The sequence below is a fragment of the Micromonospora sp. NPDC049645 genome, from assembly GCF_040675155.1.
Classification (GTDB): domain Bacteria; phylum Actinomycetota; class Actinomycetes; order Mycobacteriales; family Micromonosporaceae; genus Micromonospora.
In genome coordinates this window covers 37414-60314 of sequence record NZ_JBFAOI010000001.1, presented here as the reverse complement: position 1 = coordinate 60314, position 22901 = coordinate 37414, and the positions used below count along the sequence as shown (strand labels likewise).

The 22901-nt window shown below is 71.9% G+C and carries 22 protein-coding genes; 7 read left to right on the top strand and 15 right to left on the bottom strand.

Going from position 1 to position 22901, the window contains the following annotated elements:
• Positions 1–62: 62 nt before the first annotated feature.
• The 8 genes from AB0J33_RS00290 to AB0J33_RS00255 form a co-directional block, all read right to left on the bottom strand.
• A complete protein-coding gene (locus AB0J33_RS00290; protein WP_363608312.1) occupies positions 63–1703 on the bottom strand; it encodes a cation acetate symporter in 1641 nt (546 codons plus the stop codon).
• 1 nt (position 1704) lies between these two features.
• On the bottom strand, positions 1705–2118 hold the full coding sequence (locus tag AB0J33_RS00285) for a hypothetical protein (RefSeq protein WP_363608310.1): 414 nt from the start codon (positions 2116–2118) through the stop codon (positions 1705–1707).
• 202 nt (positions 2119–2320) lie between these two features.
• On the bottom strand, positions 2321–4396 hold the full coding sequence (locus tag AB0J33_RS00280) for a carboxypeptidase regulatory-like domain-containing protein (protein WP_363608308.1): 2076 nt from the start codon (positions 4394–4396) through the stop codon (positions 2321–2323).
• Between the two features lie 145 nt (positions 4397–4541).
• Positions 4542–5204: a DUF5701 family protein gene (locus tag AB0J33_RS00275; protein ID WP_363608306.1), complete on the bottom strand. Its 663-nt coding sequence runs from the start codon at positions 5202–5204 to the stop codon at positions 4542–4544.
• A gap of 64 nt (positions 5205–5268) precedes the next feature.
• Positions 5269–6030: a LytTR family DNA-binding domain-containing protein gene (locus AB0J33_RS00270; RefSeq protein ID WP_363610136.1), complete on the bottom strand. Its 762-nt coding sequence runs from the start codon at positions 6028–6030 to the stop codon at positions 5269–5271.
• A gap of 23 nt (positions 6031–6053) precedes the next feature.
• On the bottom strand, positions 6054–7280 hold the full coding sequence (locus tag AB0J33_RS00265) for a histidine kinase (protein ID WP_363608304.1): 1227 nt from the start codon (positions 7278–7280) through the stop codon (positions 6054–6056).
• Between the two features lie 38 nt (positions 7281–7318).
• Complete coding sequence (locus tag AB0J33_RS00260; protein WP_363610134.1) at positions 7319–8890, bottom strand: sugar transferase; 1572 nt, start codon at positions 8888–8890, stop codon at positions 7319–7321.
• A 264-nt stretch (positions 8891–9154) separates the two neighbouring features.
• The gene (locus AB0J33_RS00255; protein ID WP_363608302.1) at positions 9155–10015 is read right to left on the bottom strand and encodes a DNA-formamidopyrimidine glycosylase family protein; all 861 of its coding nucleotides are present in this window, start codon (positions 10013–10015) and stop codon (positions 9155–9157) included.
• An 80-nt stretch (positions 10016–10095) separates the two neighbouring features.
• Here AB0J33_RS00255 and AB0J33_RS00250 point away from each other — a divergent pair, with 80 nt between their 5' ends.
• The gene (locus AB0J33_RS00250; protein ID WP_363608300.1) at positions 10096–11412 is read left to right on the top strand and encodes a glycosyltransferase family 4 protein; all 1317 of its coding nucleotides are present in this window, start codon (positions 10096–10098) and stop codon (positions 11410–11412) included.
• Between the two features lie 867 nt (positions 11413–12279).
• Here the strand turns inward: AB0J33_RS00250 and AB0J33_RS00245 are convergent.
• The 5 genes from AB0J33_RS00245 to AB0J33_RS00225 form a co-directional block, all read right to left on the bottom strand.
• Positions 12280–13002, bottom strand: coding sequence for a CDP-alcohol phosphatidyltransferase family protein (locus AB0J33_RS00245; protein ID WP_363608298.1), 723 nt, complete (start codon positions 13000–13002; stop codon positions 12280–12282).
• A complete protein-coding gene (locus AB0J33_RS00240; RefSeq protein ID WP_363608296.1) occupies positions 12977–14044 on the bottom strand; it encodes an iron-containing alcohol dehydrogenase family protein in 1068 nt (355 codons plus the stop codon). The genes AB0J33_RS00245 and AB0J33_RS00240 overlap by 26 nt, the downstream gene beginning before the upstream one ends.
• Complete coding sequence (locus AB0J33_RS00235; protein ID WP_363608294.1) at positions 14032–14763, bottom strand: phosphocholine cytidylyltransferase family protein; 732 nt, start codon at positions 14761–14763, stop codon at positions 14032–14034. Before AB0J33_RS00235 ends, AB0J33_RS00240 begins: the two co-directional genes overlap by 13 nt.
• A gap of 79 nt (positions 14764–14842) precedes the next feature.
• Complete coding sequence (locus AB0J33_RS00230) at positions 14843–15610, bottom strand: hypothetical protein (RefSeq protein WP_363608292.1); 768 nt, start codon at positions 15608–15610, stop codon at positions 14843–14845.
• Positions 15607–16056, bottom strand: coding sequence for an NUDIX domain-containing protein (locus AB0J33_RS00225; protein WP_363608290.1), 450 nt, complete (start codon positions 16054–16056; stop codon positions 15607–15609). The genes AB0J33_RS00230 and AB0J33_RS00225 overlap by 4 nt, the downstream gene beginning before the upstream one ends.
• Before the next feature lie 112 nt (positions 16057–16168).
• On the opposite strand from AB0J33_RS00225, the gene AB0J33_RS00220 reads away from it, so the two are divergent.
• The 4 genes from AB0J33_RS00220 to corA all read left to right on the top strand — a co-directional run bounded on the left by AB0J33_RS00220 (position 16169) and on the right by corA (position 19774).
• Positions 16169–16561, top strand: a complete 393-nt coding sequence (locus AB0J33_RS00220; protein WP_363608288.1) for a CBS domain-containing protein — start codon at positions 16169–16171, stop codon at positions 16559–16561.
• 83 nt (positions 16562–16644) lie between these two features.
• Positions 16645–17103, top strand: a complete 459-nt coding sequence (locus AB0J33_RS00215; RefSeq protein ID WP_363608286.1) for an ester cyclase — start codon at positions 16645–16647, stop codon at positions 17101–17103.
• A 106-nt stretch (positions 17104–17209) separates the two neighbouring features.
• A complete protein-coding gene (locus AB0J33_RS00210) occupies positions 17210–18304 on the top strand; it encodes a PLP-dependent aminotransferase family protein (RefSeq protein ID WP_363608284.1) in 1095 nt (364 codons plus the stop codon).
• A 321-nt stretch (positions 18305–18625) separates the two neighbouring features.
• A complete protein-coding gene (corA, locus tag AB0J33_RS00205; RefSeq protein ID WP_363608282.1) occupies positions 18626–19774 on the top strand; it encodes a magnesium/cobalt transporter CorA in 1149 nt (382 codons plus the stop codon).
• Positions 19775–19900: 126 nt separating this feature from the next.
• Here corA and AB0J33_RS00200 read toward each other — a convergent pair whose 3' ends face one another.
• Positions 19901–20686, bottom strand: coding sequence for a hypothetical protein (locus tag AB0J33_RS00200; RefSeq protein WP_363608280.1), 786 nt, complete (start codon positions 20684–20686; stop codon positions 19901–19903).
• Positions 20687–20770: 84 nt separating this feature from the next.
• Here AB0J33_RS00200 and AB0J33_RS00195 point away from each other — a divergent pair, with 84 nt between their 5' ends.
• Together AB0J33_RS00195 and AB0J33_RS00190 are read left to right on the top strand one after the other, a co-directional pair.
• Entirely contained in the window at positions 20771–21301 is a 531-nt protein-coding gene (locus tag AB0J33_RS00195) for a peptidylprolyl isomerase (RefSeq protein WP_130405633.1), read from the top strand.
• A 100-nt stretch (positions 21302–21401) separates the two neighbouring features.
• Positions 21402–22313: a rhomboid family intramembrane serine protease gene (locus tag AB0J33_RS00190; protein ID WP_363608278.1), complete on the top strand. Its 912-nt coding sequence runs from the start codon at positions 21402–21404 to the stop codon at positions 22311–22313.
• A gap of 32 nt (positions 22314–22345) precedes the next feature.
• Here the strand turns inward: AB0J33_RS00190 and AB0J33_RS00185 are convergent, their stop codons facing one another.
• Positions 22346–22771 (bottom strand): PH domain-containing protein, encoded by a 426-nt coding sequence (locus tag AB0J33_RS00185; protein ID WP_363608276.1) that lies wholly within the window; start codon positions 22769–22771, stop codon positions 22346–22348.
• Positions 22772–22901 lie beyond the last annotated feature (130 nt).

Here is a 22901-nt window from a genome sequence, read left to right as displayed (position 1 = left end):
GGTGGACGAGCCCCGCAGAACGCCTGGTCCGGGCGCTGGCGGCTCTTGTTCCGCTCCGCCGACTACATGCGCAGGGTCTCCGGCGTGTGCAGGCGGAGCATGGTGGCCGCGACGTCGGCCGGGGCGCGGCGACGGGTGGCGATCGACACCGCGACCATCACGGTGAAGGCCAGGGGCACCGTCCAGGCGGCCGGCTGCGTGGTGAGCGTGGCCGGCCAGCCGGTCAGCGGCGGGCCGAGCACCGTGACCAGCACCGCGCCGATCGCCGCCCCGCCGCCGACCAGCACCCCGGCGGCGGCGCCCAGATCGGTCAACCCCCGCCACCAGATGCCCAGCACCAGCAGTGGACAGAAACTCGACGCGGCGACCGCGAAGGCCAGCCCGACCACCTGCGACACGTCCAGTCCGGAGACGTGCAGCGCCAACACCGCCGGCACGGCGCCGGCGATCACCGTGGCCAGTCGGAAACCGCGTACCGAACCCCGGCCGAGCACGTCCGTCGAGATCACGCCGGCGACGCTGGTCAGCAGCCCGGACGAGGTGGAGAGGAAGGCCGCGAACGCGCCCGCCGACACCAGCGCGGCCAGCAGCCGCCCGACCGTCCCGTCGCCGAGGACCGCGCCGGGCAGCAGCACCACCACCGCGTCGGTCTGCCCGCTGACCAGCAGTTGCGGGGTGTAGATCCGGCCGAGCACCCCGTACAGGGTGGGCAGCAGGTAGAACGCGCCGACCAGGGCCAGCACGACCAGGGTGGTCCGGCGGGCCGCCGCGCCGTCCGGGTTGGTGTAGAAGCGGACCAGCACGTGCGGCAGGCCCATGGTGCCCAGGAACGTGGCCAGGATCAGCGAGTACGTGGCGAACAGCCCCCGGTCGTCGTTGCCGGCGGCGCTGGGCAGCAGCCAGTCGCCGGCCTCGGTGGCCACCCCGGAAACGTCCGGCACCGGGTCGCCGGCGGCGAAGGTCAGCTCGTCGCCGGGGCGTACCTCCCGGATCTCGCCGTCGGGCAGGGTGAGGGTCGCGCGGTGCTCGACCACGACGGTGGTCGCGGCCCGGAACGTCGGACCGTCCGGTGGGGTCACCGCCGGGCGGCCGTCGGCCTGCCACTGCAACGCCAGGAAGATCACCGGTACGGCGAGCGCGGTCAGCTTGAGCCAGTACTGGAACGCCTGCACGAAGGTGATCGCGCGCATCCCGCCGAGCGCCACGTTCGCGGTGACCACGGTGGCCACCAGCAGGGCACCCAGCGGGTACGGGGAACCGGCCACCGTGGCCAGGGTCAGCCCGGCGCCCTGGAGCTGCGGCACCAGGTACAGCCAGCCGATGAAGATCACGAACGCGGTGGCCAGGATGCGGAGTCGACGTGACCCCAGCCGCAGCTCACAGAAGTCGGGCAGGGTGAACGCGCCGGAGCGGCGCAGCGGCGCCGCCACGAAGAGCAGCAGGGCCAGGTAGCCGGCAGCGAACCCGACCGGGTACCAGAGCACGTCCACGCCGTACTTGAGGACCAGCCCCGCGATGCCGAGGAAGCTCGCCGCCGACAGGTACTCCCCGCCGATGGCGGCGGCGTTCCAGGTCGGGCTGATCGCCCGGGACGCCACCAGGAAGTCGGAGGTGGTCCGGGCCAGCCGCAGCCCGTAGAAGCCGATCCCGACGGTCACCAGGGTGACCGCGACGATGGCCGGCACCACGAAGTCGTTGCCCACCTCAGTGCTCCGGCCGTTGCACCAGGTCGATGAAGTCCTGCTCGTTGCGTTCGGCCAGCCGCACGTACGCCCAGCCCACCCCGATCAGGAACGGAAAGGAGGCCACCCCGAGCAGCAGCCAGGGCAGGTTGACGCCGGCGATGGTGGTCCGGCCGAGCGAGGGCGCGATCGCGAACAGCCAGGGCAGGCCGCCCAACCCGATCGCCACCACCAGGGACAACCGCAGCGCCAGCGCGAGTTGGGCCCGGACCAGGCCGCGGACCAGCGCCTCACCGACCTGGGTCTGCTGGGCCAACTCGGCGCGGGTCCGCTCGGCGCGGGTGTCCTGCCGGGTTATCTCGGCCAGGACGATCCGGGACCGCCGGGCCGGCGGCACCGTACCGCCCGACCCCACGTCCGGGAGTTGCTTGGCCACCCCGGCAGTCTCACCCGCCGTGCGCGTTTGTCAAGCAGGGCCGCCAACCGGCGTCGCGCCCAGCGGTGGGCGGCATTGTGCATAACCTGTGGACAACCGCTCACCCCTGTGGATAACCCGGCGACGAGGCAGGCTGGCCTGTGTGAACTGACACGGGGCGGGGCCGGTGGCACCGCGCCACCGGACCCGCCCCGTCGATCCGTCAGCTGGTCGGTACGACCAGGTCCACGGACATGCCGCCGCTGGCCGGGACCGTGAACAGCCCCAGCTTGCGCGTGCCGTCCGGCTGGGTCACCAGGTAGCGGCCGTCGACCTGCTGCTCCTCGCCGAGGTAGGCGTTGTAGGTGAAGAAGATCCGCTGCGACCCCTTGAGGCGGATGGTGAACTGCCCGTCGGTGATCCAGCCGCTACCCGCGATGTCGCCGGTGTCGGCGCTGCGCGCCATCACGAACCCGCCGGTGAAGGGTGCGCCGTCCGGCGTACGGAAGGTGCCGGTCAGCGCGACGCCCTGGTCGAGCTGGGCGTTGTGGGTGGCGGTCGCCCCGGCCGTCACCGGCACCGGGGTCGCGGTGAACCGGCTGGGCCCGTCGCCGGACCACTCGCTGGCGTACGGGTTGGCACCGAACACCAGCGGCCAGGCGTACGGGCCGAGGCGTTTGATGGTGTAGACGCCGTGCTCGTCGGCGGTGGCATCCTCGGCACCGACCCCGGGGTGACCGGTCAGCACCGACACGCTGGCGTTCGGCACCGGCTCGCCGGCCACGTTGGTGACCGTGCCCGTGACCGAGCCGGCCCGATCGATCCGGACCTGCGGCGCGGTGACGACCTGACCGGCGGTCGCGGCGACCACGGCTGCCTCCCGCTCGTCGCCGGTGCCACCGTTGGCGCCCACCCACTGGCGGCCATAGGTGTCGGTGCGCGGCACCGCGAAGAGCTTGTAGCTGCCGGCCGCGAGCGGCCCGACCTGGATCTTGCCGTTACGGTCGCTACAGTCGCCGTAGCCGTCCTGGAGCGACGCCTGCTTCGGCAGGAACGTGTCCAAGCAGACGTTCGATACGGGCGCGCCGCTCTGCCGGTCCACGATGGTGGTGCTGATGACCGCGCCGGGCCGCATCTTCACCGTCAACTTGGTGTCGGCGCTCGCCGTCACCCGCACCCCGGTCACCTCCCGGGAGAAGTGCAGCTTGTCCGGCGCGTCCAGGTAGATGGTGTGTCTGCCCTGCGGCAGGTCGGTGACGGTCACCGTGCCGGTGCCGTTGCTGCAGATCGACTGCGCGCAGAAGTTGGCGATCGGCGCTCCGGTGACCGAGTCGATGGCGGACAGGGTGACCGTGCCGGTGCCGAGCAGGCTGTCCGCGATGGTCGTCCGCCGGCCACCCCGCACCTCGACCAGGTTGGCCTCCTCCGGGGTCAGCTTGCCGCGGTAGTACTGCTGCCGCTCACCGGCGGTCACACCAACCTTGTAGGAGCCCTGGAGCAGTTGCACGGCGAACTCACCGTTCGCGTCGGTCTGCGTCCAGGCCCCACCGTACGAGTTGGCGGTGGTGACGTTGACCTCGGCGTTCGCGAGAGGGGCGCCGGCGGCGGTGGTGAACCGGCCGGTCAGGCTGCCCGCTGGGAGCGCCGTCTCGTTGACCACGATCGCCTCGTCCAGCTTTACCTCGAAGACGCCGGCGCTTTCCTGGTCGAGCTTCCCGGGCACGTACTGCTCCTGGTAGGAGCCCTCGATCGGTTGGATGCTCACGGTGTAACGGCCCGGTCGGGCGGCGATCGTGAAGTTGCCCTGGTCGTCGGTGCGACCCCACGCCCTTGCGTACGTGTCGGTCTCCCGAGCGTCGACGGTCAGGTCCACCACCGGCTGACCGCTGGTGTCCACGATGCGGCCGGTGATGGTGCCGGTGCCGAAGAGCTGCTCGTCGACGCTGGTGGTGCCACCCGCGGTGACGGTCACCGGATCGGCGTCAAACGCGTTGTCCTTCTGGTGGTGGTACTGCTCGGGCTTCTCCCAGGGGAAGAAGCCCACCACGTACGACCCGGCTTGCAGCCCGCCGACGGTGTAGGTGCCGTCGGCGTCGGTGGTGGTGGAGCCGGCGTAGTTGTAGGTGTCGCTCTCGTAGAGCTGCACCTGGACGTCGGTGGCGGGTGCGCCTGCGCTGGTGGTCAGTCGTCCGCTGACCGCGCCCGTTGCCGCGGCCTGGGCCGGGGTGGCGCCGGGCAGCACGAGTGCTGCCACGACGGCACCGGCCAGCAGGGCGCGGCGGGCTGGCAAAAGCTGCATTGTGGTCCCAATGTGAGGGCGGTGGGGCGGCCTGAGCAGGCTCCGCCCGCACCGACCCTGCGCCCCGTACGGGATCGGCACACGAAGGATAGGTCACCGACGATGGCCAGTGGATCGGCCGATCGGGGACACCGTCCCGGTGGAATCAGTCGAGGCCGATGCGCTCCGGCCGGGCCGAGGCCGAGCCGAGCCAGGTGTGCGGGTTGCCGTACCAGCACCAGCCCAGCTTCGGGGCGCCCTGGCTGATCCACAGTGCCGGCACCCGCTTGTCACCGCAGCGCGAGCCGACCAGCGAGAAGCACCGGTTGCTGGCCAACGCGGCCGGGTGCAGCGTGACGAAGGCGAGCCCCTCGTCGATGCTGAGCGGCAGGCGGCTCTGGGCGGTGATTCCCTCCATGGCCGTCGCCGGGGCCAGGTTGCGGAACTCCTCGCCCCGGTCGACGTCGAAGAGCAGGTACGCCGGCCCGGCCGGTACCTCCAGCTCCTTGATCGGGTCGAAGCGGGGCAGGTCGTCCTCGGCGTAGTTGCGGTCGACGACGCCGGGCTTGCGCTTGCCGGCCAGCGTGGTGAGCTGCACCCGTTCCGGCACCCCGATCAGGTCCCGGGTGACGACCAGCAGGAACGGCACCCTGGCGTCGGTGGGGGCGGGCAGCCCGGCGGCGCCCTCGACCGCGCTGGCCCGCAGTGGCGCGAGCAGGTCGCGGAAGGCGTTCTCGGTCAGCTCGGCGAGGGCGGGGTAGCCGAGCTGCACCAGTCGGTCGAGCTGGCGGTCGAACTCGGTCTCGATGTCGAACGGGGTCTCGGTCACGGCGGCCTCCCGGAGTCGTACGGACTAGCGTACAACGTACGGTAGGGCTGCCCGCATTCCCGTCTCAGCGACTCCAGTCCTGTTTCGCCGCCCTGACCAGCTTGTCCTTCAACTCCCGGGTGTGCCGGCGGCTCACCGGCAGCTCGGTGGAATCGACCACCACGACGTAGCCGGAGTTGACCAGTCGCAGTTCCGCGATCAACTTCAACTGCACCAGGTACGACCGGTGCACCCGAACGAAACCGGCATCGGCCCAGCGCTCCGCCAACGTGGCCAGCGAAACCCGGACCAGATGCGACCCCTCCGCGGTGTGCAACCGGGCGTAGTCGCCCTGCGCCTCCACCCACCGCACCGCCGAGCGCGGCAGCATCCGGGTGGTGCCCGCCAACTCGATGGGGATGGTCGGGTCCTCCTCCGCGCGGGCCAGCGCCGCCGGGTGCGACGGCACCACCCGCGAGCCGATCACCCGGCGCAGCGACTCGGCCAGCCGATCGGCCCGGACCGGCTTCCGGACATAGTCCGTGGCACCCAGGTCGAAGGCGTCCACCGCACCGTCGTCGTACGCGGTGACGAACACGATCGCCGGTGGTCGCGCGAAGCGGCGCAGCACCCGGGCCAGCTCCATGCCGTCCAGGCCGGGCATCCGGATGTCCAGGAAGACCACGTCCACGTCGCCGTCGCGCAGCAGCCGCAACGCCTCGGTGGCATCCCCGGCCGTGTGCAGCCGGGCCACCCGGGGGTCGGCCCGCAGGTGGTACGCCAGCTCGTCGAGCGCGGGCGGCTCGTCGTCCACCGCAAGCACCCGCAGGAAACCGGACGTGTTCACCGAACCCGTCCCCGTCCGCTCGCTCACGATCCCGCCCGCACGCCCGGATGGAACTTCGGCACCCGCATGCTCACCTTCGTGCCCGAGCCCAACCCGGTCTCCACGACCAGGCCGAACCGATCCCCGAAGACCGACCGCAACCGCTCGTCGACGTTGGAGAGGCCGACGTGCTGGCCCGTGTCGTCGCCCGGGTCGCCGGTGCCGCGGGCCAGCTCGGCGATGCCGGCGGTCAGCGTGGCCGGATCCATTCCCACTCCGTCGTCCTCCACCGTGATGTGGCATTCGGCACCCGCGTCCCGGGCCTCGATGCTCACCATGCCCGTGCCCGGCTTGCGGGACAACCCGTGGCGAACCGCGTTCTCCACCAACGGCTGAAGGCACAGGAACGGCAGCGTCACCGGCAGCACCTCCGGGGCGATCTGCAACCGGACCTGCAACCGGTCGCCGAACCGGGCCCGCTCGATGGTCAGGTAACGGTCGATCGACCGCAGCTCCTCGGCCAGCGTGGTGAACTCCCCGTGCGCCCGGAACGAGTACCGGGTGAACTCGGCGAACTCCAGGATCAGCTCGCGGGCCCGCTCCGGGTCGGTGCGCACGAAGGAGCCGATCGCGGTCAGCGCGTTGTAGATGAAGTGCGGGCTGATCTGCGCCCGCAACGCGCGGATCTCGGCACGGGCCAGCCGCTCCCGCGACGAGTCCAGCTCGGCCAGGGCGAGCTGGTTGCCGGCCCAGTGCGCCGTCTCCAGGGTGGCCTGGACCAACCCCGGCGGTGGTGGACTGTCGGCGACCGCGACCAGCGCGCCCACCACCCGGCCGTCCGCGCCCAGCAACGGCGCGACCACCGCCCCCCGGATCGGGCAGTCGACCCGGTCGCAGTGCAGCTCCTGCTCACCCAGCACCGTCGAACGGCCGGTGTCCACCGTCCGCCGGGCCGCCGCGAGCAGTTGCTCCCCGTGGTGCGTGCCGCGCCCGTCGAGGGCCAGCAGCCGCTCGGCGTCGGTGAGCGCCAGCCCGGCCGCGCCCACCAGGGCCCGCAGATGGCGTACGGCCTTCGCCGCGCCCGCCTCGCTCAGGCCGGCCCGGAGTGGCTCGGCGGCCAGGCCGGCGGTGTGCAGCACCTCATAGGTGGCCCGCTGGGTGGCGGTGGCGATGCCCCGGCGGGCGCGCAGTCGCAGCACCGCCAACAGGGCCGCGGTCAGCGCGGTGACGAGTGAGACGACGCCGACCACGGCGGAGAGGTTGGCAGCCACGCAGCGATCCTTGCCCCTGCGGGCCGGCGCGCCAACCCCTAGTACGCGCCCTTGCGGGCGAGCACCACCCCGACGGTCCGCCACAGGATGCTCAGGTCGTACGCGAGGGACCAGTTGTCGACGTAGTAGAGGTCCAGTCGGACCGACTCGTCCCAGGACAGGTCGGAGCGGCCGGAGACCTGCCACAACCCGGTCATCCCGGGGCGGACCAGCAGGCGGCGGCGGACGTCGCCCAGGAAGTCGCCGTCGTCGGCCGGCAACGGGCGGGGTCCGACCAGCGACATCTCACCCCAGAGCACGTTGATCAGCTGAGGCAGCTCGTCCAGCGAGGTGGCCCGCAGGAAGCGACCGACCGGGAAGACCCGAGGGTCCTCCTTCATCTTGAACAGCATGCCGTCGGTCTCGTTCCGGTCGACCAGGCTGGCCAGCCGGTCCTCGGCGTCGACGTACATGGTCCGGAACTTCCACACCCGGAACGTGCGCCCCTCGTGCCCCACCCGGGGCTGCCGGAAGAAGACCGGCCCACGGTCGGAGACCTTGATCGCCACCGCGATGGCCACGAACAGCGGGATCAGCAGCAGCAGGCCGAGGCCGGCGGCCACCCGGTCCATCAGGTTCTTGGCCAGCAGCGCAGGCCCGGAGAGGGTCGGCTCCTCGACGTGCAGCAGCGGCAGACCCTCGATCGGGCGGATGTGCACCCGGGGGCCGGCGATGTCGGTCAGCTGCGGGGCGACCACCAGGTCGACGCCGGAGCCCTCCAACTGCCAGGCCAGCCGGCGCAGCTCGCCCGGCTCCGCGCTCGCCGACCCGCAGACGGCGATGGTGTCCCCACCGACCTCACGGACCAGGGCCAGAACGTCGCGCCCGGCGTACACCGGGACCGGGGTGGGCATCCCGCGGGCCGCCGCGTACCCGTCGGTGATGTGGATGGCGACGGGCATCAGCCCGGCGGCCGGGCTGCGGGTGACCGCCGCGTAGACCTCCAGGCACTCGGGCAGGGTGCCGACCAGCACCATCCGGTGCGCGGCCTGGCCGGCCCGCCGCCGGATGTAGTGCAGCGCCCAGCGGGCCACGAAACGGCCCCAGAGGATCAGCAGCGTCGCACCGACCAGCGCCGTGCCCACGGTGAACCGGGAGAGCTGGGTCACGGTGGAGAAGGCGAGGAACGAGACGCTCGCGGCAACCGTCACCGACGCCCGGATCACCCGTTTGAACTCGTCCGGGCCGAGCCCCAGATAGCGCCGGTCGTACGCCCGGTTGCTCCAGAGGATGACCACCCAGCCGAGCGGGAGCAGCAGGTACGAGATCGTGTGGAACCAGGTCGGGTCCTGCTTGGTGCCGGAGAACCCGGAAGCGGCCTGGTCGAAGAGCTGGATCGCGATCCAGCTGGCGAACGCCGCCGAAGCGAAGTCGAGCAGCAGCAGGATCGCGATGTAGGGGCGGTGCCAACGGGAGACACGGCGTCGCGCCCTGGTCCACGCCGACCGAGGGACGCCGTTGTGGGACGGCGGCGTCGGCGGCTGGATCTCGAAGCTGTCGACGTGCCGCACGAGTCTGCTCCGGCCTTCGTTGGTTACCGGGCGCTGGAGGCTTGCCGTCACCTCACCCATGTCCTCCCGCATGACACGGGCCGCTCACTCGGCGTGATGGCCCGGTCGCCCACCGTCCCAGTCTCCCACGCAGACTCCGACCCGGTCGTCGCCCCGAAGGAGATTGGCGACCGATGGTGCCGGCGGGATCTGGCCGGCTCCGCACCATTTCAGAAGCCGGGGACCGGGCCACTATACCGATGGATGCGCGCCTGGCGAGAACGGCGGACCGGAGCTTCCACTCAGTGCGGGCGATTCCGCTCCGTAGTCGTCGAGTGGAATTACTCACCGTACGAGACGGGACAACCGACGGTCAGCGAGCGGTTTGCCGCCGGTCTGGCAGGTCGGACAGTACTGGAGGCTGGAGTCGGCGAACGACACCTCCCGCACGGTGTCCCCGCACACCGGGCAGGGCAACCCGGTGCGGGCGTGCACCTTCAACCCGGAGCGCTTCTCGCCCTTCAGCTCCGCGGCCCGCTGACCGAGGGACCGCTCGACCGCGTCGCCGAGGACCTGCCGGGTCGCGGCGTGCAGGGTGGCGATCTGGGCGTCGGTGAGCCGATCGGTGATCGCGAACGGAGACAGCTTCGCGGCGTGCAGGATCTCGTCGGAGTACGCGTTGCCCACCCCGGACAGCACCGACTGGTCGGTAAGCACCCCCTTGACCTGCCCCCGCCGGCTCCGCAGCCGCTCGGCGAAGGTGGGCAGATCCGCAGCGAGCGCGTCCGGGCCCAGCTTGGCCACCCCGGGGACCGCCGCGAGGTCGGTGACCAGGTACGCGGCCAGCTTCTTCTGGGTGCCCGCCTCCGTGAGGTCGAAGCCGGAGCCGTCATCGAGGCGTACCCGTACCGCGATCGGGCCCTTGCCCGGACGCAGCGGAGTGCTGGCCGGGAACGCCTCCCGATAGTGCAGCCAGCCGGCCCGCGCCAAATGCACCACCAGGTGCAGACCGCCCTCGAAGAGGACGTCGAGGAACTTGCCGTGCCGACTGGCGTCGACCACCGCCCTGCCGGCGACCTCGCTCGGAGCCGGCTCGTACGTCTTCAGGGCGCTGATCGCGGCGATCTCCAGCCGATCGACACGCCGCCCCACCGCGCGCTGACGCAGGTAACCCGCGAGCGCCTCAACCTCCGGTAGTTCGGGCACGACACAACGGTAGCCTTCTTTCCCGTGAGCGTGAGGAATGAGCTCGCGAGTACCGCAATCGCGAACGAAAGGCGAGCTCTGTGAAAATCGTGGTGGCGCACAACCGGTACCGGGAAGCCCAGCCCTCCGGCGAGAACACGATCGTCGACTCGGAGATCGCTCAGCTGACCGCCGCCGGTGTCGAGGTGCTGCCCTTCATCCGCAGCTCGGACGAGATCCCGTCGATGTCGAAGGCCGCCAAGGCGCTGCTGCCGATCTCGCCGATCTGGGCTCCGCGGGCCCAGCACGACCTCAGCCGGCTGCTCACCGAGCACCGCCCGGACGTGCTGCACCTGCACAACCCGTACCCCCTGATTTCGCCCTGGGTGGTGCGGACCGCGCACCGGCACGGCGTGCCGGTGGTGCAGACGGTGCACAACTACCGGCAGGTCTGCTCGTCGGGGATCTACTTCCGCGACGGTGTGATCTGTCAGGACTGCAAGGGGCGCGCGCTGGGGGTGCCGGCGATCAAGCACCGCTGCTACCGCGACTCGGCGGTGCAGAGCGCGCTGATGGCGACCACACTGGCCGTGCACCGGGGCACCTGGCGTTCGGTGGATCGGTACATCGCGCTCACCTCGGCAATCGCCGACCACCTCCGCGACTACGGCATTCCGGACGAACGCCTCGTGGTGAAGCCGAACTCCGTACCCGACCCGGGCCGCCCGGCGCCGCTCGGTGACGGGTTTCTCTTCATGGCCCGACTCTCCCCGGAGAAGGGCGTCGACCTGCTCCTGGACGCCTGGCGTCGGCACCCGGTGGGCTCGCTGGGCACGTTGCGGGTGGCCGGCGACGGCGAGCTGCGCCACCTCGTGGAGGCAGCCGCCGCCGAGCGCCCCGACGTCGTCTACCTCGGTCAGCTCGACCGGGCCGGGGTGCGGGCCGCAGTCGAGGCGAGCGCCGTGGTGATCGCCGCCGCCATGTGGCACGACGTGCTGCCCACCGTGATCATCGAGGCGTTGGCGAGCGGCCGACCGGTGCTCGGCACCGCGCTGGGCGGCATCCCCTACCTGGTCGGAGCGGACGCCCCGCACGAACCCGCCGGCACCGGGCCGGCCGAGACCAGCTCGGCGGTCGCCGGCGGTGGCGGGTCGGCCATGCCGGCGGGGATCAGCTCGGCGGTCACCGGAGGTGGTGGGTCGGCCGTGCCAGCGGGGATCGGCCTGGGCGAGGCTGGTTGGGTGGTGGCCCCGGAGCCGGCCGCGCTCGCTGCCGCCCTGCCGGTCGCCCGCGCCGGTGCGTCCGGGCTGACCCTGGCCGCCCGTGCCCGCTACGAGCGCACGTTCCACCCCGATGTGGTCACCAAGCAGCTCGTCGACGTCTACGCCGGCCTGGCCCGCACCCCCAACCACGTCTGACCGCGCACCCCGCCCCGCCCCGCCCCGTGCCGTGCCGTGCCTGCCGTGCCCGCCGTAAGCGGGGTGCGCGCCGTGCGGCGCGTGCCTGTCGTGCGGCGCGTCCCGCGGGGCGTGCTCGTCTCGCGGGGGCGTGCGGGGCAATGCTCGTCTCGCGGGGCGAGCGGGGCAATGCTCGTCTCCCCCTCCATTGCACGGGCCCTGTCGAGCTGCCCCAGAACTGGGGCACGGGCGCCGGGGCGTGCGGCGTGCACACGACCAACACCACCGGCCGGTACGCCGACGCCGGCACCGCCCCGGCGAGAGCGGCGCCCTCACCCGCGCGTCTGGCGGCGCGTGCGGGGCGGTGCGCGTCTCGCGGGGCTTGCGGGGCTTGCGGGGCGTGCCCGTCGTGCGGGGCGACTTCGTCAAGATCGCGCTCGAACCAGGATGTAGTGGCCTCGGAGCAGTCGGATGGAACTACTTCCTGGATCGAGTGCGATCTTGAGCGCGCGCCTGCCCACGGAGCCCAGGGCGCCGGCTGGCGGGGGTCCGGGCAACCGGCGGCGCTCCACCGCCAGGCCCTTGCGGGAGAGCGCGCATGATCCGCGCAACATCAGGGATGTTGGGGTCTCCCGCAGGCCGGAGACAGCAACTTCAGGGAAGTTGGGCGGATCTTGCGAGCGTGCCGCGCGGGCGTGTCGCCACGGCGTCGCGGGCGCGGGCGGACGGGGCCGAGCCTTCGAGCGTCTGGGCGGGCGTCCGGGCGGGCGGGAATCCGAGCAGGCGGGGGCGTCCGGGCGGGCGGGCGTCTGGGCCGGCGTCCGAGCCGGCGGGCGTCCCGCTCGGGCCGGCGTCCGAGCCGGCGGGCGTCTGGGCGGGCGGGGCGCGTCAGCGTAGGGAGGCGCGGGCCGAGAAGGCGATGCTCGCCAGCAGGAAGCCACCGTTGACGATCGTGAAGGCGACCATCACCCAGAGGATCAGCGACGGGGCCAGGGCGAGCACCAGGGCGGCCACGAAGACCACTGCGCCGTAGTCGCGGACCAGCTTCACCAGGCGTACCGGCAGCGAGGTCGAGGTGACCATGCTGGCCGCGTTCGGGCCGGCCTGCATCACCGACGTCACCAGGTTGACCATCCAGGTGCCCGCGAACGTCGCCACCAGCCAGGTCGGCGTGGACGGCTGCTGCGCGACGGCGGTGGCGGCCAGGGCTGCCACCAGGGCGATCTGCGCGGCCACGTCGCAGAGCACGTCCACGCGGGCGCCGGCCGCGCTGCCCTGGCCGGTCACCCGGGCCAGCTGCCCGTCCGCGCAGTCCAGGGAGTACGCCACCTGCCAGCCGAGAAGGGCGAGCAGGCCGACCACCCAGGCCGGTACGTCCCCGGCGGCGACCGGGCCGGCGAGCGCCACCACGGTGACCGAGGTGGCCAGCCCGAGCACCAGGTTGGTGATGGTCAACGCGGTCGGTCGCAGCCCGAGTCGCTGGGCGACGAGCGCGAAGACGGCGCCCAGCCACTGGCTGATCGACTCGCTGAACAGGCCGCCGCCCCGGTTCACCCGGTGGAAGTCGGCGACGGTGGGACGGGGGTCAGCCAAGCTGGTCGCGGATTGCACCGGCGTAGTCTGCCAGCCGTTCCCGGGTCTCGGTAGGCGACAGTGCCAGGTGTTCGAGGATGGTGTAGCGGTCCGGTCGGGTACGCGGCGCGAACTGCACCGCCTCGACGAACTGGTCGTCGGTGAGCGCCACCTCGGCGGGAAGTCGGGGCAGACCGTGCCGGGCGAGGCAGGCCGACATCTCCCCGAAGCGGCGGAGGTCTCCGCGCAGCCAGGTGCAGAACAGCGCGCCCAGCCCGGCCAGCTCGCCGTGCGAGGCGGTGCCGGGGAAGAGCGAGTCGACCGCGTGCATGATCTCGTGGCAACCGCCGCTGCACGGGCGGCTGGTGCCGTCGACCGCCATCGCCAGACCGCTGGAGATCAACGCCTCGGCGAGCACGGTGACGAACGCGTCGTCGCTCATGTCGCCGGGGTGGTTGAGCACCGCCTCGGCGCCCGCCCGGGCCAGCGACGCGGCCAGCCCGTCGACCAGCTCACCGCGTACCTGCCGGGACAGCTCCCAGTCGGCCAACGCGCTGATGTTGCTGATCACGTCGCCGATGCCGGCCCGGTTGTGCCGGTCCGGGCCGCTGTCCACGAAGTCCAGGTCGACGATCACCGCGATGGGGATGTGCACCCCGTAGGAGCCCTTGAGCCCGTCGGTGATCAGACTGGCCACCGGGGAGGCGATCCCGTCGTTGGCGAGGCTGGTCGCCACCGACACCATCGGCAGCCCTCGGCGGGTGGCCGCGTACTTGGCCACGTCGATCGTCTTGCCGCCGCCGATGCCCACTACCGCGTCGTACGACCGGGCGCGCAGTTTGCCGCCCAGGTCGTCGGCGGCGTCCAGCGTCCCCCCGGAGACGGTGAACACGTCCGCCGAGCGCAGCGACGGGCGGATCAGCTCCGCGATCTGGGCGCCCTGGCCCGGCCCGACCACCACGGCGACGTCGCCACCGGAGGAGATCCGCCCGTCGGCCAGGATCGCGCCCAGGTCGGCGACCGCCCCGCGTCGCACGTCGATGTGCAGCGGGGTGAGGACGCTCCGAGCTAGTAGCGGCACGCGATCTCCCGCGCGCGGGCCAGGTCGGCGTGGTTGTCGACCTCGACCCACGGGACGTCACCGATCGGCGCCGCCCGCACCTCCCCGCCCCGGTCGGCGAACTCCTGGTAGCCGTCCTCGTAGTAGAGGTTCGGGTCCCGTCGCCAGGTCGCCTCCAGCGCGTCGCCGAGGGCGTCGGCGACCTGCGGCTCGATCAGCGTCGCGCCGATGTACTCCCCGTACGCCTCGCCCGGATCCATGATCTTGGTGATGCGGGTGAGCTGGCCGGCGGCGTCGAAGGTGGTCTTCATCTCCTCCTCGGCCAGCGGCTTGAGCGTGTCCACGGCGAGCAGGATGCCCGGCCCGCGCTCGGCCAGCAGGGTCTTCTCGATGCTCACCGGGTGCACGGTGTCCCCGTTGACCAGCAGCACCCCGCGGGCGAAGTACTCCCGGGCCAGCCAGAGCGAGTAGGCGTTGTTCCACTCCTCGGCCTTGTCGTTGTGCACCAGGGTGAGCGTGACCCCGTACCGCTTCTCCAGGTCGGCCTGCCGCTCGCGGACCGCGTCCGCCGCGTAGCCGACGACGATCACGATGTCGGTGAGCCCGACCTCGGCGAGGTTGCCCAGCGCGATGTCCAGGATCGTCGTCTCGCCGTCCACCGGCACCAACGCCTTGGGCAGGGTGTCGGTGTACGGGCGCAGCCGTCGTCCCGCGCCGGCCGCGAGCACCATTCCGATCATCGCGACATCCTCCCTCGTCCTGCTCCCCGTCACCGCTGGAGGATAGCCCCGGCTGGCGGCACCGCTCCGGCCAACCGGGTCAGCCGGGCAACGCCGCCAGGTCGGCGAGCATCGTCAGCCGCTCCTCCGCGCTGAGCGCGGCGTACGGGCCGGCGGCCCGCCGGTCGGTCTCCAGCTCGATGGCGAGCCGTTCGGGGCCGGTCGGCAGCGCGGTGATGCTCGACGCGGTGTGCCCGGCGGCGGCCCAGGCGGCGGCGTGCGCGTCGGCCCGGTGGTACCGCAGCGTGCCGAGCCGGTTGAGCAGCAGCACGCCCGGCGGGGTGCCGTCCGGCTCGTACGGCGGTGCCAGCGCGGCGAAGGCCGAGCCGCTCCGGTCTCCCTCCTCGTCGGCCAGCACCAGGGCGTACGACAGCAGTCGGCCGAGCAGGGCCACCAGCCGGACCACCCGCTCGTCCTGCCCGGCCCACAGTTCCTCGGTGACCTCGGCGTGCACCTGGTACAGCTCGGTGAGGAAGGCGGTGCCACGTTCGGTGGCGGCGAGCGCGCCGTCCGGGCCTCGGTAGATCATCCCGTGTGCCACCTGCTTGTCCACGGCCCGCCGGCAGGTGACCGGGTCCTGGTACCGGGTGATCGCCGCGAACCCGGGCCCGTCGACCGTGCCACCCGGTGCGGCCAGCCGGGTGCGCAGGTCGACCAGGAAACCGGTGGCGGCCACCCCGCCGTAACGTTGGGACAGCTCGGCGCCACCACCGTCGCGACCGGCCGACATGCCGGCGCGGAAGGTCCGGTCCACGGCCGGTGCGAGCAGCCCGGCGATCCGGTGCGGGGCCAGCGTGACGGTGTTCACAGACCGATCGACCGCAGGACGGCGAAGCCCTCCTCCGCGATCCGCCGGATCAGCCCGTCGTTGACGTCGCGGTGCTCGTCCAGCAGGGTCACCTCGGGTTCGGTCAGCCAGCGGTACTCGGTGTGCTTGCCGACTTCCAACGTCGGTCGGTCGAGGTCACCGTCGACGCGGACCAGAAAGTCGTACTCGGTCCGGGCGAGGCCGTCGTCGCCGACGTAGCTGTACTCGCCCACCTGGCCCAGGACGTGCGAGAGGACCCAGCCGGTCTCCTCGGTGATCTCCCGGCGTAGCGCCTCGTCGATGCCCTCGCCCGGCTCCAGGTGGCCGCCGACGATGTCCCAGCAACCGGGAAAGAGTCGTCGGTGGGGTGAGCGGCGCTGGAAGAAGATGCGGCCGTCGTGGTCGACGATCAGCGCGCCGGCGCAGCGCAGGGGCTCGGTGGACACCACCCGACAGTAGCCAGCGCCCGCAGCATGTGCGATGCCGCTCTTGTCCCGGAAACATCCACGGACCACCATGTCCGTACCGAATGCCACCGTCCCAAAGGGGTGATGTGTGATGCAGGTACGGGATGCGATGTCCAGCCAGGTCCTCGTCGTCGGTCCGGAGCACACGCTCCGTCAGGCGGCCCGAATGATGTCGGCCCGTGGTGTCGGGTCGGCGGTCGTGATCGACCCGGACTCCGAGGGCGTCGGGATCATGACCGAACGCGACGTGCTGAAGGCCATCGGCGCCGGCCTGGACTGTGACGTGGAGCGCACCGGAGCCCATCTGACCTGGGACGTCGTCTACGCCGGGCCGGAGTGGACGGTGGCCGAGGCCGCCGCCGCGATGGCCCGGGGCGGGTTCCGGCACCTGGTGGTGCTGGACGGTCGGGAGGTCGCCGGCGTGATCTCCGTTCGGGACATCATGCGGGTCTGGTCGGAGAGCCAGGCGGTCAGCACGACCTGACCCGGGGTGGTGTGCGGGATCGGATCGATGGGTAAGCATCCCTTGCGGGCGCGGAGGTGCCGTGGCCCGTGCGGGAGGTCCCGATGCGCGACGCGGAGCGGCTGGTCGAGCAGCAGTACGCCATGCTCCTGCGCCGGGACGTGGCCCGGCTGCCGGATCTCTACGCCCCGGAGGCGTTCTATTCCATGCCGGGCCTGACGGTCCGTCCGATCGAGCTGCCCGCGCTTCTGCGGACCTGGACCGGCGCCTTCGCGGACCTGCGGGTCGACCCGATGGGCGCGGTCCGCACCGGCGGTGGCGCCGCCGTCGAGGTGCGGCTGACCGGCACCCACACCGGCACGCTGCATTCGCCGTACGGCACCGTGGCGCCCACCGGTCGTCTGGTGAGCTGGGAGGTCGCCGACGTGGTCCGGGCCCGCAAGGGTCGGATCACCGCCTGGCGCTCCTACTTCGACTGGAGCCAGCTCCTCGACGCCCTCGGCGTGCAGCTGGAGGGACTTTCCCGGGCGGCGCAGCACGACGCGCTCGCCCTTCCGGTCTGATCTGCCGCCGACCGGTCCAGTGGGGTCACCCGACCCGGTGGCTCAGGATGCGGACATCGCCGTGCCGACCGCGCGTTCCCCGCCGCCGCCCGTACGCTCAACATTCATGACCGCCGAGCAGTTGATCTCCTTTGCCCGTGGGGCTCCCTCGCTGGACATCGTTGATGTCGAGGGGCTCAAGGCCGCCGCCGTCCGCGCCTTCGACGCCGACCCCGCGGGGGTAACGGCGTACGGCACCTCCGTCGGCTATCTTCCGCTGCGGAAGTGGATCGCCGAGAAGCACGGGGTCGCTGCCGACCAGGTGCTGGTCACCAACGGGTCGCTCCAGGCCGACGCGTTCCTCTTCGATCACCTGGTCCGCCCCGGTGACGCGGTGGTGGTGGAGCGCCCGACGTACGACCGGACGCTGCTCAACCTCCAGCGGATGGGCAGCGAGCTGCACGGCATCTCCGTGCAGCCGGACGGCCTGGACACCGCCGAGCTGCGCAAGCTGCTGGAGTCCGGGGTCCGGCCTCGGCTCGCGCACGTCATCCCGAACTACCAGAACCCGGCCGGCATGACTCTCTCGCTGGAGAAGCGCCGGGAGCTGCTCGACCTGGCCGCCGAGTACGAGTTCACCATCTTCGAGGACGACCCGTACGCGGACATCCGCTTCCGTGGCGAGGCGCTGCCGTCGATGCTGTCGCTGGACACCCGCAACGTGGTGGTGCACGCGTCGAGCTTCACCAAGACGGTCTGCCCGGGTGTACGGGTCGGTTACCTGGTCGGCCCGGCCGACCTGATCGCCGACATCGCGAAGAACGCGACGAGTCTCTACATCTCGCCCGGCATGGTGTCCCAGGCGATCGTGCACCAGTTCTGCGTCTCGGGTGACATCGACCGCTCGATCGCGACGGTACGGGCGGCGCTGGGCGAGCGGGCCCAGGTGCTCGCCGAGTCGTTGCGCCGGCACCTGCCGCAGGCGCGGTTCGTCGAGCCCGACGGTGGCTACTTCCTCTGGGTCGAGTTCCCGGAGGACGTGCTCGTCGACCGGCTCGCCCCGGCGGCGGCCGAGCGCGGGGTCGCGGTGGTCAAGGGCAGCGACTTCGTGGTGGACGGCGGGCGGCACGCGCTCCGGCTGGCCTTCTCGGCGGTGACCGCCGACCGGATCGACGAGGGCGTTCGTCGTCTCGCGGAGGCCGTCGAGGCGGTTCGCGCCTGATTTATCTGTCGGGTTCCCGACAGAACGACGATGCCGGCCGTCCCGGGACTCCCCTCCGGGCGGCCGGCTGCCCCACAATGCTGCGAGCGTCACCCGGCAGCCGCGGAGATCCACCGCCCGGCCCCCGGGCCGGCCCCGACCTGGTGACGCGGCAGCACCACCTCCCGCCCCCACAGGTGCCGGGTGGGCCGTGTCGTCCCCGCACACCCCCCGATGCGGCCCGGCCCGCCCGGCGCCGCCCCCGCGCGACCGCCGTCACACCGGTCCTCGACCGCAGTCGGCGTAGCCTGCAAGCCGCAGCTGAGCGCGGGAGGTGACGCGATGACGGATCGGACAGAGCGGGACCGGTCGGCACCGTCGACCACCGGTCGGGTGCTGCGACCTCGGGCGTGGCCCTCACCGGTCCGGGCGATGACCCGGATCCTCAACGCCGACGGCACACCGCCCGTGCCGGCCCCGACGGGCACCGGCCGCAGCGCGGTGGTCGACTGCGCGCTCTACGTCGACGGCAAGCGGCAGCCCGGCGACTGGACGTACGCGGACGCGCTTGCCGCGGCCCGCCGCGAGGAGCACGGCTTCGTCTGGATCGGTCTGCACCAGCCTGAGCTGGCCGAGATGACCGCCATCGCGGAGACCTACGGCCTGCACGAGCTGGCCGTCGAGGACGCGGTCAAGGCCGAGCAGCGTCCCAAGCTGGAGCGGTTCGGCGACGTCGTCTTCCTGGTGCTGCGTACCGCCCGATACTGCGAGCACACCGAGCTGACCGAGAACTCCGAGGTGGTGGAGACCGGCCAGGTGATGCTCTTCATCGGCCCGAACTTCGTGATCAGCGTCCGGCACGGGGACGCCTGCCGGCTCGCCCCGATCCGCGCCGACCTGGAGACCAAGCAGGAGTTGTTGCTGCACGGCCCGTGGGCGGTGGCGTACGGGGTGACCGACCGGGTGGTCGACCTCTACCTGGAGGTGGCCGAGCAGATCGAGGACGACCTGGACGTGTTGGAGGCCGAGGTCTTCGACCGCCACGGCCACGGGCGGATCCAGCGGATCTATCAGATGAAGCGGGAGCTGGTGGAGTTCAAGCGGGCGGTGGTGCCGTTGCAGCGACCGCTGATGACGCTGACCTCCCAGGTCAACCGGGACGTACCCAAGGAGATCCGCCGCTACTTCCGGGACGTGCAGGACCACCTGAGCCGCACCGTTGAGCAGGTGAACTCGTACGACGACCTGCTGAACTCGATCCTCCAGGCGCGGCTGGCCCAGGTCACCGTCGACCAGAACAACGACATGCGCAAGATCGCCGCCTGGGCGGCCATCGCCGCCGTCTGGACGTCCATCGCCGGCGTCGAGGGCATGAACTTCGACAACATGCCCGAGCTGAAGATGACGTACGGCTATCCGGTGGCCCTGGCCCTCATGCTCGGCGTCTCGCTGGCCCTCTATCGCTGGTTCCGCCGCAACGGCTGGCTCTGACCGGCCGGCGGGAGCATCGGCCCGGGGGTGGGGGCCGCTGACGCGGAAGCGCCGACGCCGCCGCTGACGCGGAAGCGCCGGCGAGCGGGGGAACCCACTCGCCGGCGTCCGAACGCGCTGCTGACCTCAGCGGCGGCCGTTGGTGCGGGCCGTGTCCTTGCCGAGCGCCTTGGTGAGGTCGTCGGTCGGTCGACCGGAGACGTCCGTGGCGCCCTCGGCGACCGAGGGGACCTTGTCGGTCGGGCGCACACCGGTCTGCTTGGCCGTGCCGGTGGTGCTGGTGCTGGTGCTGCTGCCGCCGGCCACCGCCGAGCTGCCCGCGCCGGTCATCCCCGCCGCGCCGGTCATGGCGGACCCGTCGGATCCCTTGGCGGAGGACGGCGTGCGTACCTCGATCGAGTCGACGTCGTCACGCATCGGCTCCAGGGTGCCGCGGGTCGGGTCGTACTCGGCCCACTCCTGCTGCTCGCGGCGGCGACGCAGCGCGACCGCGCCGGCCAGGCCGGCGATGGCACCCGCCGCCAACAGGCCGGTCATCATCGGGCCGCGACGGCGCGACTGCTTCTTCTTACCGGTGATCCGCATGGTCTTCGACTTGGCCTTCCTGGTCAGCGGCCCTGCCTGCGCGGCGCCGTCACGGGCCGCCGCCGCCAGCGGTGCCAGCGTGGTGAGAGTCGTCCCCCAGCCGGTCGACGCGTGGTCGCGTACCTTCGCCGCGGTCGGCCCGACGTAGCCCCGGGCCACCTGGACCCGCGGGCCGACGGTCGCGCCGGCGCCCTTCGCGGCGTGGTTGGCTGCCAGCATCAGGTGACTGATGCTCTGGTTCAGCTCGGCCTTCGCCAACTGCCCCTGGGACTTACGCCGCCCGAATCCAAACACGGTCCTACCTCCTGGGAGTTGTTCCTTCGTCATCCTCCACCTTCGGATGCCTCCGCGATGCCAGATCGGGCACATGGGAGGATCCGCATGGAACTGACCAACGAGTGAGGAGTACCCGTGGCCGAGGCTGTCTACGCCACCCTGCACACCAACGCTGGCCCGATCCGGCTGGAGCTCTTCCCCAACCACGCGCCGAAGACCGTCCGCAACTTCGTCGACCTGGCCGAGGGCAACCGTGAGTACACCGACCCGCGCACCGGTCAGCCGGGCAGTGGTCCGTACTACGACGGCACCATCTCGCACCGGGTGATCAGCGGTTTCATGGTCCAGATGGGCGACCCGACCGGCACCGGCCGGGGCGGGCCGGGCTACAAGTTCGCCGACGAGTTCCACCCGGAGCTGCGGTTCGACCGTCCGTACCTGCTGGCGATGGCGAACGCCGGACCGGGCACCAACGGTTCGCAGTTCTTCATCACCGTGTCCCCGACGCCGCACCTGAACAACCGGCACACCATCTTCGGCCAGGTCGCCGACGAGCAGTCGGTGAAGGTCGTGGATTCGATCGCGAACACCCCGACCGGTCCGAGCGACCGTCCGCTCCAGGACGTCGTCATCGAGCGGGTCGAGATCGAGCGGTCCGCTTCCTGAGCGACTCGCGAGGTACCTTTGCTCGCATGATTGAGCGCTCCGGAGCACCGCACCGGCCGGTGCCGGTGGATCGCGCGGCGGTGGACGGAGGGTCGACCCGGTGAGCGAGTCTCCGCCGACCACTCCGGTCTGCTTCCGGCACCCCGGCCGGGAGACCTACGTCCGGTGCACCCGCTGCGACCGGCCGATCTGCCCGGACTGTATGCGGGAGGCGTCCGTCGGGCACCAGTGCCCGGAGTGCGTCAACGAGGGACGTCGCAGTGTCCGGCCGGCGCGTACCGCCTTCGGCGGCGGTACGGCCGGCCGGCACGGCTATGTCACCAAGACGCTGATCGCCGTGAACGTGCTGCTCCTGCTGCTCTCCATCGCCTCGGCCCGGGGTGGGGACGCGGCGGTGGGCGGGTCCGGCTTCGGCGGCCTGATGGGTGGCAGCACGCCGCTGACCGAGTGGGGTGCGGTGCTCGGCCGGGCCTACCTCTCCGACTACACCCTCGGCGGGATCGCCGAGGGTCAGTGGTACCGGCTGATCACCGCGATGTTCCTGCACTACGGCGTGCTGCACCTGCTGCTCAACATGTGGGCGCTGTGGGTGCTCGGCCGTTCGTTGGAGGCCAACCTCGGGCGGGTGCGGTTCGCCGCACTCTACCTGATCGCGGGCCTCGGCGGCAACGTCGCCGCCTACCTGTTCAGCAGCCCGAGGGCGGCCACCGTCGGCGCGTCGACCGCCGTGTTCGGGCTCTTCGCCGCGCTGATCATCATCGAGCGCAGGCTGGGCCGGGACATCTCCCGGATCATCCCGATCCTGGTGATCAACCTGGTGTTCACGCTGGCCGTTCCGGGCATCTCGATCCCGGGGCACCTGGGCGGTCTGGTGGTCGGCGCGCTGATGGCGTTGGTGCTCGCGTACGCGCCGCGGGGTCGGCGCACGCTGGTGCAGGTCGCCGGTGCGGCGATCATTCTGGCGGTCCTGCTCGCGCTGGTGCTCTTCCGGACCGCCCAACTGCTCACCTGACCGGGCGGGCCGGGCGGGCGATCGCCCACTGCTCAGCTGACCGGGCGGGCGGCCCGCAGCGCGGCGGCCACCTCCTCCGGGGTGGCTCCCAGGTCGTACCGGCCGAACAGGTGCAGCGAGTCGCCCGCGTCGATCTCCAGGGTTTCGCTGGTCAGGCCCAGCCGGGGCCGCCGGTCGACGTCGATCGCCTCGACCGCCGACCAGGGCAGCGACCGTCGGCCGGCGAAGCCGTGGATGACGGTGAGCCCCACCGGGTCCACCGCCAACCGGACCGGCGCGACCAGGTCGCGTACCGCCCAGGCGGCCAGCGCGGCGGCGGCCAGCACGGCCACCGCCAGGCGCACCGGGTCGCCGTCGGCGAAGAGCAGCCCGAGCGCGACGAGCAGGACGGCGCCGGCCAGTTTCGCCGCCGGCAGGCTCGACGGCACCCGCCACTGTCGGACCGAGGTCTCATCCACCCGCCCAGCATGCCAGCGGTCCGCCGGATCGCCGCGCCGCCTGGGTCGATCATGGAGTTGTGGTGCCTCGCATATGGTGCGAAGCGGAACCTTCTGCCCACCACCACTCCATGATCGACGCTGGCGGGTC

What these genes read in the sequence shown, in the direction of transcription:
- AB0J33_RS00280 (WP_363608308.1), bottom strand. Translation starts at nt 4,396, where the DNA reads ATGCAGCTTTTGCCAGCCCGCCGCGCCCTGCTGGCCGGTGCCGTCGTG.
- AB0J33_RS00260 (WP_363610134.1), bottom strand. Translation starts at nt 8,890, where the DNA reads ATGGGTGAGGTGACGGCAAGCCTCCAGCGCCCGGTAACCAACGAAGGC.
- AB0J33_RS00235 (WP_363608294.1), bottom strand. Translation starts at nt 14,763, where the DNA reads ATGATCGGAATGGTGCTCGCGGCCGGCGCGGGACGACGGCTGCGCCCG.
- AB0J33_RS00220 (WP_363608288.1), top strand. Translation starts at nt 16,169, where the DNA reads ATGCAGGTACGGGATGCGATGTCCAGCCAGGTCCTCGTCGTCGGTCCG.
- AB0J33_RS00215 (WP_363608286.1), top strand. Translation starts at nt 16,645, where the DNA reads ATGCGCGACGCGGAGCGGCTGGTCGAGCAGCAGTACGCCATGCTCCTG.
- AB0J33_RS00210 (WP_363608284.1), top strand. Translation starts at nt 17,210, where the DNA reads ATGACCGCCGAGCAGTTGATCTCCTTTGCCCGTGGGGCTCCCTCGCTG.
- corA (WP_363608282.1), top strand. Translation starts at nt 18,626, where the DNA reads ATGACGGATCGGACAGAGCGGGACCGGTCGGCACCGTCGACCACCGGT.
- AB0J33_RS00200 (WP_363608280.1), bottom strand. Translation starts at nt 20,686, where the DNA reads ATGACGAAGGAACAACTCCCAGGAGGTAGGACCGTGTTTGGATTCGGG.